This window comes from Vibrio sagamiensis NBRC 104589, from assembly GCF_007990935.1.
Lineage (GTDB): Bacteria > Pseudomonadota > Gammaproteobacteria > Enterobacterales > Vibrionaceae > Vibrio > Vibrio sagamiensis.
In genome coordinates this window covers 179,690-194,018 of sequence record NZ_BJXJ01000001.1, presented here as the reverse complement: position 1 = coordinate 194,018, position 14,329 = coordinate 179,690, and the positions used below count along the sequence as shown (strand labels likewise).

Annotated in this window: 14 protein-coding genes; 4 read left to right on the top strand and 10 right to left on the bottom strand. The window is 41.0% G+C overall.

Features of this window, described 5'->3' with window-relative positions; genetic code table 11:
• Positions 1-3: 3 nt before the first annotated feature.
• The 10 genes from VSA01S_RS00790 to bolA all read right to left on the bottom strand — a co-directional run bounded on the left by VSA01S_RS00790 (position 4) and on the right by bolA (position 10,182).
• Positions 4-1,146, bottom strand: coding sequence for an efflux RND transporter periplasmic adaptor subunit (locus VSA01S_RS00790; protein WP_083932205.1), 1,143 nt, complete (start codon positions 1,144-1,146; stop codon positions 4-6).
• Between the two features lie 951 nt (positions 1,147-2,097).
• On the bottom strand, positions 2,098-2,331 hold the full coding sequence (nqrM, locus tag VSA01S_RS00785) for a (Na+)-NQR maturation NqrM (RefSeq protein ID WP_039979534.1): 234 nt from the start codon (positions 2,329-2,331) through the stop codon (positions 2,098-2,100).
• 13 nt (positions 2,332-2,344) lie between these two features.
• Entirely contained in the window at positions 2,345-3,355 is a 1,011-nt protein-coding gene (locus tag VSA01S_RS00780) for an FAD:protein FMN transferase (protein WP_039979533.1), read from the bottom strand.
• A 189-nt stretch (positions 3,356-3,544) separates the two neighbouring features.
• Positions 3,545-4,768 carry an NADH:ubiquinone reductase (Na(+)-transporting) subunit F gene (nqrF, locus tag VSA01S_RS00775; RefSeq protein WP_039979532.1) on the bottom strand — a complete coding sequence of 408 codons (1,224 nt, stop codon included), beginning with the start codon at positions 4,766-4,768 and terminating at the stop codon, positions 3,545-3,547.
• A 35-nt stretch (positions 4,769-4,803) separates the two neighbouring features.
• Positions 4,804-5,400, bottom strand: a complete 597-nt coding sequence (gene nqrE, locus VSA01S_RS00770; RefSeq protein ID WP_039979531.1) for an NADH:ubiquinone reductase (Na(+)-transporting) subunit E — start codon at positions 5,398-5,400, stop codon at positions 4,804-4,806.
• A 7-nt stretch (positions 5,401-5,407) separates the two neighbouring features.
• Positions 5,408-6,040 carry an NADH:ubiquinone reductase (Na(+)-transporting) subunit D gene (locus tag VSA01S_RS00765; protein WP_039979530.1) on the bottom strand — a complete coding sequence of 211 codons (633 nt, stop codon included), beginning with the start codon at positions 6,038-6,040 and terminating at the stop codon, positions 5,408-5,410.
• Positions 6,040-6,825 (bottom strand): Na(+)-translocating NADH-quinone reductase subunit C, encoded by a 786-nt coding sequence (locus VSA01S_RS00760; RefSeq protein WP_039979529.1) that lies wholly within the window; start codon positions 6,823-6,825, stop codon positions 6,040-6,042. The genes VSA01S_RS00765 and VSA01S_RS00760 overlap by 1 nt, the downstream gene beginning before the upstream one ends.
• Positions 6,815-8,062, bottom strand: coding sequence for an NADH:ubiquinone reductase (Na(+)-transporting) subunit B (locus tag VSA01S_RS00755; protein WP_039979528.1), 1,248 nt, complete (start codon positions 8,060-8,062; stop codon positions 6,815-6,817). Before VSA01S_RS00755 ends, VSA01S_RS00760 begins: the two co-directional genes overlap by 11 nt.
• Positions 8,063-8,068: 6 nt before the next feature.
• The gene (locus tag VSA01S_RS00750) at positions 8,069-9,409 is read right to left on the bottom strand and encodes a Na(+)-translocating NADH-quinone reductase subunit A (protein WP_039979527.1); all 1,341 of its coding nucleotides are present in this window, start codon (positions 9,407-9,409) and stop codon (positions 8,069-8,071) included.
• A 455-nt stretch (positions 9,410-9,864) separates the two neighbouring features.
• The gene (gene bolA / locus VSA01S_RS00745) at positions 9,865-10,182 is read right to left on the bottom strand and encodes a transcriptional regulator BolA (protein WP_039979525.1); all 318 of its coding nucleotides are present in this window, start codon (positions 10,180-10,182) and stop codon (positions 9,865-9,867) included.
• 280 nt (positions 10,183-10,462) lie between these two features.
• Here bolA and VSA01S_RS00740 point away from each other — a divergent pair, with 280 nt between their 5' ends.
• The 4 genes from VSA01S_RS00740 (at position 10,463) to VSA01S_RS00725 (ending at position 14,267) form a co-directional block, all read left to right on the top strand.
• Positions 10,463-11,620, top strand: a complete 1,158-nt coding sequence (locus tag VSA01S_RS00740) for a methyltransferase (RefSeq protein ID WP_039979523.1) — start codon at positions 10,463-10,465, stop codon at positions 11,618-11,620.
• A gap of 48 nt (positions 11,621-11,668) precedes the next feature.
• Positions 11,669-12,238 carry a YajG family lipoprotein gene (locus tag VSA01S_RS00735; protein ID WP_039979522.1) on the top strand — a complete coding sequence of 190 codons (570 nt, stop codon included), beginning with the start codon at positions 11,669-11,671 and terminating at the stop codon, positions 12,236-12,238.
• Positions 12,238-12,783, top strand: a complete 546-nt coding sequence (locus VSA01S_RS00730) for a peptidylprolyl isomerase (protein WP_039979521.1) — start codon at positions 12,238-12,240, stop codon at positions 12,781-12,783. The genes VSA01S_RS00735 and VSA01S_RS00730 overlap by 1 nt, the downstream gene beginning before the upstream one ends.
• A gap of 131 nt (positions 12,784-12,914) precedes the next feature.
• Complete coding sequence (locus tag VSA01S_RS00725) at positions 12,915-14,267, top strand: AmpG family muropeptide MFS transporter (RefSeq protein ID WP_039979520.1); 1,353 nt, start codon at positions 12,915-12,917, stop codon at positions 14,265-14,267.
• Positions 14,268-14,329 lie beyond the last annotated feature (62 nt).

Below are 14,329 nucleotides of genomic sequence, written 5' to 3'. Positions count from 1 at the left end.
TCTCTACTTATTGGTTTGTGGATCGTTAACATTGGTTGCATCAACCAATGCGCCCGGACGAATTTTTTGTAAGCCAACGGTAATAACCTGATCGCCATCAGTTAAACCTTTCGTGATAAGCCATTGGTTACCAATCATTTGCTTAGTGGTTACTGGACGTACTTCTACTTTATTTTCAGCGTTAATCACCATAACCGATGCCTCACCTTTCGGGTTATGCTTTAAAGCTTTTTGTGGTACTAGCACCCCATCAACATCTGCTTTTGTCTTGATCTCTGCACGTAAATACATGTTTGGTAATAAAGATGCCTGAGAGTTTGGTATCTCAAGGCGCACAGTCACTGTATCCGTGTTTTTATTTACTGACATGTCTGCAAATTGCAACTTTGCAGGAGATTCAATTTCAACACCGTTATCTAACATAAGTTTCACACTATCTTGCGCTGAAGACTTTTCACTCACATTGCTACGTAAGGACAGTGCTTCCTGACTGGTCATAGGAAATTCAACATATAATGGTGAAAGCTGTTGTATAGAGGCAAGATAATTACTCTGTGCATTGGTCACAAGCGCACCTTCGGAAAAGAATGATTTACCAATACGACCCGAAATTGGTGCTTTGATTTGGGTGTGATCCAAGTTAATTTGAGCTGATTTCACTAAAGATTTATTAATCTCAACATTGGCTAACGATAGCCGATAGTTAGAGTCAGCTTCATCATATTTTTCTTTACTGATTGCACGGCTAGCATGCAAAGCTTTGTAACGTTGTGCTAAACGCTTATTTAGGCGTAATTGCTCTTTTGCATATTGCAGATCACCTTTAGCCTTATCTAATTTAGCTTGATAAGAGGAAGACTCAATTTGATATAAAACTTGCCCCTCTTTCACATCAGCACCTTCCTCAAAAAGACGCTTAGTAATTATTCCATCAACTTGAGGGCGGACTTCTGCGATTCGATAAGCCACTGTTCTTCCTGAATATGGTTCAGATATGTCCATATTTTGAACATTTATCAACATAGACTCAACAGGTACGGCTTGAGCTTGGCCAGCTTGTTCCTGAGTTTGCTGGCTATCATCGCAAGCACTTAACAACATCGTCATTCCTATGACAACCATAAGTTCAGAGATTTTAGGCATCATTTTCTCCCGAAAATAGTATTAGTTTATTTTTTAGACCTAAACGTGGAGGCTCACTTTAACTCAATTAGAATTAATTATAGTTAAAATAATAGCCACACATTAATTAAGAAAATAGTCTAGGATTAATCCATCACTTTCAGCCATGTTTAAGTAACTTGTTTATAGTTTAAGTTAATAATACCATTACGTTTAGTCTCACTTAAAAAGCAGTTACTATTATTTTCCAACCTAATATTAATCAATACGAAATTAGATGAATAACAAGAGCAAAAAATGGAGCAAAAAGTTAAGCTAGACTAATGTTTAAGCTAATAAAAGTGGCTTTGTAATAAAACACAAAGCAAATGAAAAGCTCTCTACTAATTTATGTCCACCAAGTAAGTAATAACGCTTAAGTAGCTAAAAACATCCGTATTAAGAGCATATTCAAAACTGAAATTTACATGCAGTAATCACTACAGAAAATTTTCATCACTCAACCTTCCAAAAAAAAAGTACATTAATAAATTTTGATGGGTCGTATTCATAGCAATAAAAACCATTATTCATATACTGCATTGATGTGTTGGGCCAAATGTAAAGTCTTTCAAATGCCTCTATTTAACTCAGATCATGAAGTGAAAAAATTGACTTTATATAAATAACAATTAACCCAAGAACCTAAATTCATACATAAATATCAGGTGCGAAACAGTAGGTTGAGCAAGGAAGTATTTTAATTCATCAAGTATCTTGAGTCCTGACCGATATTGCTATTTAAACTCAGATAATATGCTCTATTCATTGCCAAATTTTACGCTAATTGACACTATTTGGGCTTATATTATTATAGAACGAATTTTACAAAAAATAATGCTAAAGTGAATGTGAGGTTATTTAGATGCAAAAAATCCTCAAGCTGGTTGGCTTAAGGATTTTTATTTGAAAGTTGTCTATGCTCGGTACTTATACTTACATAATACGATCTTTATCCCAAGCTGCGAGCTTCTCTGCACGAGCAGCTTCACGAGCTTCTCGCTTTTTTCGTGCATCACAAGGTTCAGGACAATTACATACTTTATCAATACCAACCGCACCAAGACCACCACAACTGCCTTTTACGACCTTTTTCTGAAAAATGTATCCAACAGCCATGGCTGTAATCACACATAAAAAGACTGCAAAAGTGATTAGGAATGTACTCATAAAGACATGCTCTCTATTGTTGTTGGTTCATGAATGGCTGATAGGCCTCTGAAGCCAGTTCTTGAAAACCATTATCCGTTTTCACTATCATGAAAGCAGCAATATTATGTTGATTCGCTACTTCCATGCCTTTTTCTTCACCCAAGACCATCAAGCCGGTTGCAAGGCCATCGGCCGTCATTGAAGACTTATCCAGAACGGTTACCGAAACCACTTTGTGATTGATCGGTTGCCCTGTTTGAGGGTTAATAATGTGAGAGTATCGCACACCTTTGCTTTCAAAGTAATTACGATAATCACCACTAGTGGCAATCGCCATATTACCAGGTTCAATGATTTCTTGGATAGAACGCTCATCTACTGTTGGCTTTTCGATTGCGATACGCCATGGTACGCCTTCACGATTAATCCCTTTCAAGCGCATTTCACCGCCAACTTCAACCATGTAGTTTTGAATACCTTCCGATTGCAAATAGTCTGCAACCACATCAACTCCCCAACCTTTAGCTATGGTTGAAAGATCAACATACAGGTTTGGAATATCTTTCACCATTTTATTGCCCTCAATAGAGAGGTGCTTAATTCCTGTATTAGCTTTTCGAGCAGCTAACTCTTCCTTTGTAGGTACAACTTCTGGACGCGCTTCTGGTCCAAAGCCCCAAAGGTTCACTAATGGACCAACTGTCACGTCCAGTGCACCTAATGTAATTGTATTAAGACGAATCGCTTCTTTTACTACCGTCGCCGTTTGTAAGGACACTTCAAATGGCTCACTAGTTTGATGTTGATTAAAGCGACTCAGCTCCGAGTCTTTACGATACGTCGACATTTGATCGTTCACTTGCTCAAGAAGTCGATCAATTTCAGCTTGAAGCACTTCCGGTGATGGAAGGTCCTCCTGCTCAATGTATTTAATATTGTACGTTGTCCCCATCGTAGGGCCACTTAAATGGATTTGATCGGAAGACTTTTCACAGCCTGCCAGAACCAAAACAGAAGCTAATATAACAAGCCATTTTTTCACTTGCTTACTCCTAAATTATCAAAATTAATATAGAAAACAGATCGATTAATCAGCAACCTTTTATCTATATCAACTCGGATCAGTAATACAAAGGCCAGCCCAAATGCCAATAGTTGAATATCGTTGAGCCCTACAAAAAACAATGGCTAGCTCGTAGGAGCTAGCCATAGGTTTTACTGCTTAGCGGAATTAACCACCAAAGTCATCAAGTAGGATGTTTTCATCCTCTACACCGAGGTCTTTCAGCATACCGATAACAGCAGCATTCATCATCGGTGGACCACACATGTAGTACTCACAATCTTCTGGCGCTTCATGATCACGTAGGTAGTTCTCGTAAAGAACGTTGTGAATAAAGCCTGTGTAACCATCCCAGTTATCTTCTGGAAGTGGATCTGACAGAGCACAATGCCATACGAAGTTATCGTTATCAGCCGCTAGGCCGTCGAAGTCTTCTACGTAGAACATTTCACGCTTAGAACGTGCACCATACCAGAATGACATCTTACGCTTAGAGTTTAGACGTTTTAGCTGGTCGAAGATATGAGAGCGCATTGGCGCCATACCCGCACCACCACCAACGAATACCATTTCAGCGTCAGTGTCTTTCGCAAAGAACTCACCAAATGGACCAGAGATAGTACATTTGTCGCCTTCTTTTAGAGACCAGATGAACGATGACATGATGCCAGGAGCTACGTCTGGGTTGTTCGGTGGCGGAGTTGCAATACGAACGTTCAACATGATGATGCCGTGCTCTTCTGGGTAGTTAGCCATTGAATATGCACGAATCGTCTCTTCCGTTACTTTAGACTCGTAACGGAAAAGGTTGAACTTATCCCAATCTTCACGGTATTCCTCAGGAATATCGTAATCTGCGTATTTCACATGGTGAGCAGGAGCTTCAATCTGAATGTAACCACCAGCACGGAAAGGTACTGATTCACCATCTGGTATTTGTAGCTTAAGCTCTTTGATGAATGTCGCTTTGTTATCGTTAGAGATAACTGAACATTCCCACTTCTTAACGCCAAAGATTTCTTCAGGAAGTTCGATATCCATGTCCGTTTTCATTGCAACTTGACATGCAAGACGCTCACCTTCACGTGCTTCACCTTTAGTAATATGGTCAAGCTCAGTTGGTAGAATGTCACCACCACCTGATTTAACTTTTACGCGACACTGGCCACAAGAGCCACCACCACCACAAGCAGAAGAGACGAATACGCCCGCACCTGCAAGTGCTGTTAGTAGTTTGCCACCAGGCTGTGTCACGATCGACAACTCAGGGTTATCGTTTACAGCGATTGTAATGTCACCTGTTGGTACCAGTTTAGATTTAGCGAATAAAATCACTAAAACCAAAGCCAGTACAATCAGAGTAAACATCACGACACCAAGAATAATGTCCATTGACTATTCCTTATTAATTGTGCGGTTTACCCGACTTACAGTTGAACACCAGAGAAAGACATGAAGCCTAACGCCATAAGACCAACAGTGATGAACGTAATGCCTAAGCCACGAAGGCCAGGAGGCACATCTGAATACTTCATTTTCTCACGGATACCCGCTAATGCGATTATAGCTAACATCCAACCCACACCAGAGCCAAAACCATATACGAGAGATTCAGCAAAGTTGTAGTCACGAGTCACCATAAATGATACCCCACCAAAGATCGCACAGTTAACTGTGATCAACGGTAGAAAGATACCTAATGCGTTGTACAAAGGCGGGAAGAAACGATCTAGTATCATTTCGAGGATTTGTACAAGTGCAGCAATAACACCGATAAATGCGATAAAGTTTAGGAAGCTAAGGTCGACACCTTCAATTAACGCATTCTCTTTTAGAATGTGTGTGTAAACCAAGTTGTTTACTGGAACCGCGATGGTTAGCACCACAACAACGGCCACACCTAGACCAAACGAGGTCTTTACTTTCTTAGATACCGCTAGAAACGTACACATACCTAAGAAAAAAGACAGCGCCATGTTTTCGATGAAAATCGATTTAACTAAAAGACTAATGTAATGTTCCATGACGTCCTTACTCCTTCGCTTCTACTTGTGCTGGCTTAAACGTACGAATAATCCAGATCAAGAAGCCGATTAGGAAGAATGCAGATGGTGCAAGTAGCATTAGACCATTAGGTTGGTACCAGCCACCATTGCTCACAAGAGGTAACACTTCCATACCAAATAGCTTACCGCTACCTAATAATTCACGGAAGAAACCAACAGTAATAAGAACAAAGCCGTAGCCAAGACCGTTACCGATACCATCAATGAATGATGGAATTGGTGCCGATTTCATTGCGAATGCTTCCGCACGCCCCATTACAATACAGTTTGTAATGATCAGGCCAACGAATACAGATAACTGTTTAGAGATATCGTATAAGTAAGCTTTTAATACTTCATCTACCACGATAACCAAAGATGCAATGATCGCCATTTGAACGATGATACGCACACTGTTAGGAATGTGGTTACGAATAGAAGACACAAAGAAGTTAGACAGTGCAGTTACAAATGTTACCGCAAGAGTCATAACGAATGCTGTCTCTAGTTTTGTTGTTACTGCCAAAGCAGAACAAACACCGAGCACCTGTAACGCGATTGGGTTATTATCCAATACAGGCGCTAAGATACTCTTTTTAACATTTTGGGCACTGGACATTAGTTTAGACCTCCGTCACGTACTCGCTCTAGGAACGGACCAAAGCCGTTATCGCCTAGCCAAAAGTCAAACGTATGCTGAACACCAACACTGGTCAATGTTGCACCAGATAAACCATCAACTGCATGTTTAGAGCCAGCTGGAGCGCCGCCCTTGACGATTTTGATGGCAGGTTTGTGGTTTTCATCAAACAGTTCTTTTGCAATAAACTGATCACGCCAAGTCGGGTTTTCAACTTCACCACCAAGCCCTGGAGTTTCACCTTGCTCGTAGTAAGTAATACCGTTAACTGTGTTACCGTCAGTTTGTACTGCAACGAATGCGTACATCATTGACCAAAGACCGTTACCATGAATCGGTAGAATAACCTGATCCACTTTATTGTCTTTTTTAACCAAGTAAACAATGCCCGTATTCGCACGACGGATGATTTTAGCCACATCTTGTTCTGGCGTCAGTTTGACTGATTCTTTCAGATCCTTCGCAGCAGCACGCTGGTCGTAGTTTGCTGCCGTTGAACCATCTTCTGCTTTTTCAACAAATTGACCTGTTTTGAAATTAATCAAACGTGGCTCAATGTACTCAGCATAAAGTTTTGGAACATTTTGTCCGTTTGACTCAATGCCAGCAACTTGAATGATCTTAGATTGTTTGTCTAATACCGCGTTCGCTTTTTGCTTATCACGCAGGCCGACGGCTGCTGTTGATACGATGATTGAACAAACAAGGCTCAACCCGACAACAACACCCAGCGTTTTTTTAATGCTGTCGTTATTACTTGCCATAACGTGCTAGTCTCCGCTTGATGTTCTTCTCGATAACCACATGGTCGAACAGAGGTGCGAATAGGTTCGCGAATAGAATCGCCAGCATCATACCTTCAGGATACGCCGGGTTAACTACACGAATCATCACACACATTGCACCGATAAGGATGCCGTACCACCATTTAGCATTGTTAGTAAATGACGCGGATACTGGATCTGTTGCCATAAAGAACATACCGAACGCAAAACCACCTAGAACTAGGTGCCAGTGCCATGGCATATCAAACATTGGGTTAGTGTCTGAACCGATAAGATTAAACAATGTTGATACTGCAATCATACCAATCATAACACCAGCAATGATGCGCCATGATGCAATTCGCATGTAAACGATCATTGCAGCACCAATCATTAGTGCTAATGTTGACACTTCACCGATCGAACCTGGGATGTTACCAATAAAGGCATCCATCCAAGTAATTGCATCGCCTGTTACGTTATTAACCAGTGCTGCGTTACCACCATTTGCCCATTGGCTTAGTGCTGTTGCGCCTGAGAAACCATCCGCAGCAGTCCAAACTAGGTCACCCGAAATTTGTGCGGGGTAAGCAAAGAAAAGAAACGCACGACCAGCCAAAGCAGGGTTCAGGAAGTTACGACCTGTACCACCAAAGATTTCTTTTGCCACAACCACACCAAAGGTAATACCTAGAGCGGCTTGCCATAAAGGAAGTGTTGGTGGAACGATAAGTGCGAAGAGGATTGAAGTAACAAAGAAACCTTCATTAACTTCATGCTTACGCACCATACAGAAAAGAACTTCCCAGAAACCACCGACGATAAAGACCGTAGCGTAGATAGGTAGGAAGTAAGTCGCACCTAAGAGCATTTTACTGCCAACACCCGCATCAGTGGATAGTGTTCCACCCAAAGCTTGTGTCAACCAATAATGCCAATCGCCCTGTAGCGCTTTATTAAGTGCATCAGCAGCTGGGTACATGTCATTAAGTGCTGCAATCGCTTGACCACCGACATTGTACATTCCCCAGAACATCGCAGGGAATACTGCAAGCCAAACCATGATCATAATACGTTTTAGATCAACGCTATCACGAACATGCGAGCTTTTTTTAGTCACAAGCCCAGGTGTATAGAATACAGTAGCCACTGCTTCGTAAAGTGCAAACCACTTTTCGTGCTTACCACCCGGTTCGAAATGATGCTCGACATCTTCAAGAAACTTTTTAAGAGCCATGAAAAATTACCCTTCCTTCTCGATAGTATCTAGGCATTCACGAAGTATTAAACCGTACTCGTATTTACCTGGACATACAAAGGTACACAATGCTAGATCTTCTTCATCCAGTTCCAGAGCGCCAAGTGCTTGAGCACTATCGGTATCGCCTGCACACAGATCACGAAGCAGCAAAGTTGGTTCCATATCCAATGGAACTACACGCTCGTAGTTACCAATAGGAACCATAGAACGATCACTACCATTGGTCGATGTTGTCATATTGAACAACTGACCTTTAAAAATGTGACCAAGGAATGAACGAGTAACAGAGAACTTGTTTTTGCCCGGCATTGCCCAGCCAAAGAGTTCTTTATCACGACCTTCACGTAGGACAGAAACCTGCTGATGGTAACGACCAAGGTAAGCATGTGGTCCACTTGCCTGTGTACCAGAAAGTACCGAGCCAGAAATGACACGAACTTCCCCAGGCATAAGTTCATTATCAGTCAGGTCTTCAAGCGCAGCACCGACGATAGTGCGCACTAAGCGAGGGTTATTAACCACAGGACCAGCGAGAGATACAACACGAGTCGTGTATAGTTCACCCGTAAGAAAGAGCTTACCGAATGCAATCACGTCTTGGTAGTTGATGCTCCAAGCCACATTTTCTGCATTTACTGGATATAAGAAATGCATGTGGGTACCAGCAAGGCCTGCTGGATGAGGGCCATCAAAAACATGTTCTTCAACATTCTTTTGAGTCGAACTTGGCAGAGTGACACCTGATTTACAAACGTAAACCTTGCCATCTGTTAATGCTGAAAGAATATCGAGACCAGCAACGAAAGCTTCTTGCTGCTCATTAATGATCAACTCAGGCTGAGCGGCTAATGGATTGGTATCCATTGCTGTAACAAAAATAGCCTTAGTCGAAGACTCGATTGCTGGAACCTTGCTAAACGGTCGAGTACGTAAAGCTGTCCAAAGGCCTGAGTCGACTAATTGAGTCTTGATCACTTGGCGATCTAGACTTGCTAGTTTATCTGCTTCGAACTTATCAAAGGTAACCTGCTCTTCACCTGTAACTTCAATCACAATAGACTGAAGCACACGCTTAGCGCCACGGTTAATTTCGATCACTTTACCGGCTGCGGGTGCAGTAAATTTCACGCCAGGGTTCTTTTTGTCTTCAAAAAGAACTTGCGCTTTTTTCACTTCATCGCCAACGCGGACATGCATGGTAGGACGCATGCCAACGTACTCTTCGCCAAGCAAGGCGACTTTTTTGATGGTCTTACCATCATTAATCACCTGGGATGGAGCTCCTGCAATAGGAAGATCCAAACCCTTCTTTATTGTAATCATACGCACTTGCACTACTTTATCGGAAAAAAGATTCTTTGATTGCGTAACTTTTAGACACGACATAAGTGTCCGGTTTCGATGCCATTACAACATCAAAATCGCAACATCCCCTTAAACATCTCGTCACAACATACATGCGAGACTTATTAGATGCGATAGTCTAGCATTTTTTGGGAACTTGATGCCATGCTCAATCGAGAGAAAGCTTCGTTTATTTCCGTAAAACTGAGAAAAATAGGTCTGGAAATAATCATATATATGACCAAACGCACAAATAAAAGGCCATCAAATAAATAGGGTGTATTGGTATACGAATTTCATCGTTATGCCTACTGCTTGAATTAAGAACACAACACAAGATTACAAATTCTTCCAGCCAGTGATCTCAATTTTCATTTATGTATGAGAACCAAGCAGCATAATCAATTTTAGGCTGAATTAACTGAGCTCAATGGTTAACGCTTGCTTCCACCCATACATTCAGGGCTATCTGGAACAAGATTTTGTTTCAGACTGATTTGCCATTCTTCCTCAGTATAAGTGTGGATAGCTAAAGCATGGATATGTTGTGCGAGCTCTTCCGCTAATATTGTATTCACTTGGCGATGACGCGCAATCAACCTTTTGTCATTAAAATAATCACTAACAATCACAACCTTAAAATGACTTTCAGAACCTGAAGGGACATTATGCTTATAACTTTCGTTCATCACTTTTAGATATTTAGGCTGCAACTCGGTTTGAAGTTTCTTTTCTATGATGTCTTGAATCATACTTGGCCTTTAACACGATTAATCAGGTGCTGTAAAGTATACTGAAGTGGCTTGAAGATGCTAGATTAATAGTGGCTTCAAAGAGTGCAAGCTATCTTTATTTCAATATATTGAGACAAGCTATCACGCTTGCTTAATGAATATCTCGCTAAATTTGGCATTCTCACTATGTTCCTAAACTAAAAAAGTACAGAATTGATAAATTTGTAGCGTTTTCTTGTATCTTGCAACGTCATCATTTGCGACAATGCCTAAAACAGGCTAATAACCAACACTGACTATGAAAACTGAACTCACTCTTCATGACAAAAGCCTCGCCCTTCTCCGCTTTCCTCATCGCAGTAATGAAACACTTCAAGCTTGGGATGCAGGAGATGAATATCTTATCAATCATGTTGAGGATCTAAATTTACCCGATAACCAAAATATTGTCGTTATTAATGACCACTTTGGGGCTCTATCATGTTGGTTCTCTGCAAAACATAACGTTACATTGATGAGTGATTCGTTTATTTCACGTAAAGGCACTGAGCAAAATTTACAATTAAACCACTGCCGCTCAATTAGCATCTTAACGACGATGGATGAGATCCCTAGCAATACTGATCTCGTTTTATTCCAACTGCCCAAAAGTAATCGCCATCTTATCTGGCTATTGAGCCAATTGAGGCAATCTCTTTCAACGTCATGCCCTGTTATCGCCGTTAATAAAGCGAAAGAGATCCATACTTCGACGTTGAAACTATTTGACAAATATTTAGGTGAAACCACGACTTCATTAGCGTGGAAAAAACATCGTTTGGTTTTCTCCCAAGCCAATGCATCTCCGATTCAAGAAGTTTCTCCCTTCACCTCATGGAACGTGGAAGGTGAAGACATTCAACTCGACAATCTGCCCAATGTGTATTCAGGTGAAAGTTTGGATTTGGGCGCTCGATTTATGTTACAACACCTTCCACAAGATTCGAATTTAAACAGCATTATTGATCTAGGCTGTGGCAACGGCGTTCTCTCCGTTAAAATTAGACAAATGAACCCACAAGCCAAGCTGATTTGTGTTGATGAGAGCTTTATGGCGGTGGCGTCTGCAAAACAGAATCTCGCCAAGAATTTAGTGACATCTCAAAACACTGAGTGTATCGCCAACAACTGCTTAGATGACTTCGCACCAGAAAGTGTGGACCTCATTATGTGTAATCCTCCATTCCACCAGCAACAAGCCATTACCGACCATATCGCATGGCAAATGTTTTGTGACGCTAAGCAAGTGTTACGTAATGGTGGCCGACTTCTTGTGATTGGTAACCGACATCTTGGCTATGACTTAAAACTTACCCGTCTTTTTGGTCGTTCAAATGTCAAAAAGGTTGCATCAAATAATAAATTTGTCATTTTACAAGCAACAAAAAACCCTGCTAAATTAATCACAAAGCAATAAGACCTGACTTTTCTTGCTGAATTTATTGATAAAAGGAAAAAATTTAAAATGAAAAAAATACTAATGGCTGCCTCCGTTGCTTTACTCACAGCATGCTCGGCACCACAACAAACTCAGTTGAACCTTATGCTAGAAACAACGCTGAGCTCTCATCCAATAGTACAAGGTAAAACCTACCATTTAACGAGTAAAGATGTACGCCCTGCGCAATATGTAGCTTTGGTAGACAACGGCAGAGCAAATATTTTACCGCTGCATGCAAAACAAAACTTACGAATATCTATTGAAGAAGCATTGGCTAAACAACTGTCATCTCAAGGCTTTCAATCCGATTTAAATAGTAGCAACAAACTCAAATTAATTATTCAAGACGCATTAGTCAACGTTAAACACTCGGTAATGAAAAAAGAGATGGATGCGAGCGTTATCCTTGAAGTCACAGCAGAAACACCACAAGGTAAACTTGTCAAAACCTACAACGGCACAGCAAAACGCTCTGGCGTGCTCAGTGCATCAGATGAAGATATTGAGAAAACATTAAATGATGTCATCGCTCTTACTCTAAAAGAAGTAGCCAATGACAATGAACTTCGCCAATACATGCAGGAACGTTTCTAATGCTAAAAAATATACTTATCTCTCTCACTTTATTCAGCGCTAGCGTTTTAGCCGGACCGAATGTTTTATTTGAAACCTCTGAAGGTAATTTCACTGTCGAACTAAACCAAGAGAAAGCCCCCGTTACTGTGGAAAACTTCTTGAAATACGTCAAAGATGGTAGCTATAAAGGCACTATTTTTCACCGTATTATTCCTGGCTTTATGGCGCAAGGTGGTGGCTTTAACCAAGAAATGCAAAAGGTTGACACCTTTGCCCCTATAAAAAACGAGGCGAATAACGGTTTAAAAAATGATATGGCAACCATTGCGATGGCTCGCACCAACGATCCTAACTCTGCAACGCGCGAGTTCTTTATTAATTATGTCAATAACGATTATCTTAACGCAAATGCGCGCTCAGCAGGTTATGCCGTATTTGGTAAAGTGGTGTCTGGTTTCCCTGTCGTACAGAAGATGGCCACAATACCAACCAAGTCGGTTGGTCGCTTAAGTGATGTTCCGACTAAGCCAATTATCATAAAAAACGTGACATTACTAAAATAATATCCCCCTCCCTGTGAGTTCTCTAAGAGAGCCTCACTTGGAGGTATTCTTTTCCTTCCCTCAGTCTTCATTGCAATCTTATTGATTGAAAAGTAAAGGCTTTTTTATTTTTGCTTAATTTTGGATATATTATGCTTTCATCACCATCGAAGACATGGCAGGAGACATTTCACAGCTATCTAGACAGACGTCTGCTATGGGTTTTCATGCTAGGTTGTGCAAGTGGCTTTCCGTGGGTCTTAATTGGCTCCAACATGTCTGGTTGGCTCACCGACGCAGGCCTTACAAGAAGTGCGATTGGTTATTTTGGAAGTGTATTTGCCGTCTACTCGATCAACTTCATGTGGGCTCCCTTAGTCGACCGTGTGAAATTACCGATGCTATATCATATATTAGGTCAACGACGCAGTTGGATCTTCTTATGTCAAAGCATCATTCTTGTGGCAACCCTACTGATTGCTGGTACTGATCCTAACGAAAGTTCACTACTTTTTGCTTTCTTGGCTTTGTGTATTGCTATTTCTTCATCGACTCAAGATATTGCCATTGATGCATTTCGTATCGATACTTTCCCAAAAACTGAAGAATCGAAACTACCACAAGCAGCTGCGATGGGTGTAATTGGTTGGTGGACAGGTTATTCTCTCCCTGGTTTTTTTGCCTTTATCAACGCAGATAGTATCGGTTGGAGTGGAGTATATTATGGAATGGCCGTTGTTATTGTCTTACTGATGTCATTCACTCTTTTTGTCGACGAGCCAATCACTCAACGAGAGAAATTACAAGCTGAAGCTCAGAAACGCCATGAGTCGCTAACACATGATAAAACCTTGGCATGGTTTACCGTGACCGTTGCAGAACCTTTTATCGACTTCTTTAAGCGCAATGGGACCCGTGTTGCACTCACCCTGCTGTTATTCGTCTTTCTGTTTAAAATTGGCGAAGCATTCTTAGGTCGTATGTCGATCACTTTTTATAAAGAAATTGGCTTCAGTAATGAAGATATTGGCTACTATTCGAAGCTTATCGGCTGGGGCTTTACCATGCTGTTTACACTGATTGGCAGTATGTTCAATGTGAAATTTGGTATTGTGCGTGGCCTTATGATAGGGGGGATAGCGATGGCCGCCAGTAATTTGATGTTTGCTTGGATTGCCGCTGTTGGCCCAGATACTGACCTTTTCTTAGCGACGATCATCGTTGATAACTTTACTGCAGCTTTCTCGACCGTTGCATTTGTATCATTTTTAACGGTCCTGACAGGGCAAGCTTTCTCAGCCACTCAATATGCCTTGCTTGCATCCCTTGGTAGCTTTGGGCGAACAACGTTAGCTGGGTTTAGCGGGGAGCTGATTGATTACCTTGATGACTGGAGTATGTTCTTTATTATCACTACTCTGATGGTAATACCAAGCTTAATTATGCTTTATTCGTTAAGACATTATTTTGCGAAAATACTAAATCAAGCGGGTGGTAAAAAATAATTTTATAATGAAATAAGGGAGTTTTATTGACTTCCTTATTTCATTGGTATTTATGAACTGGA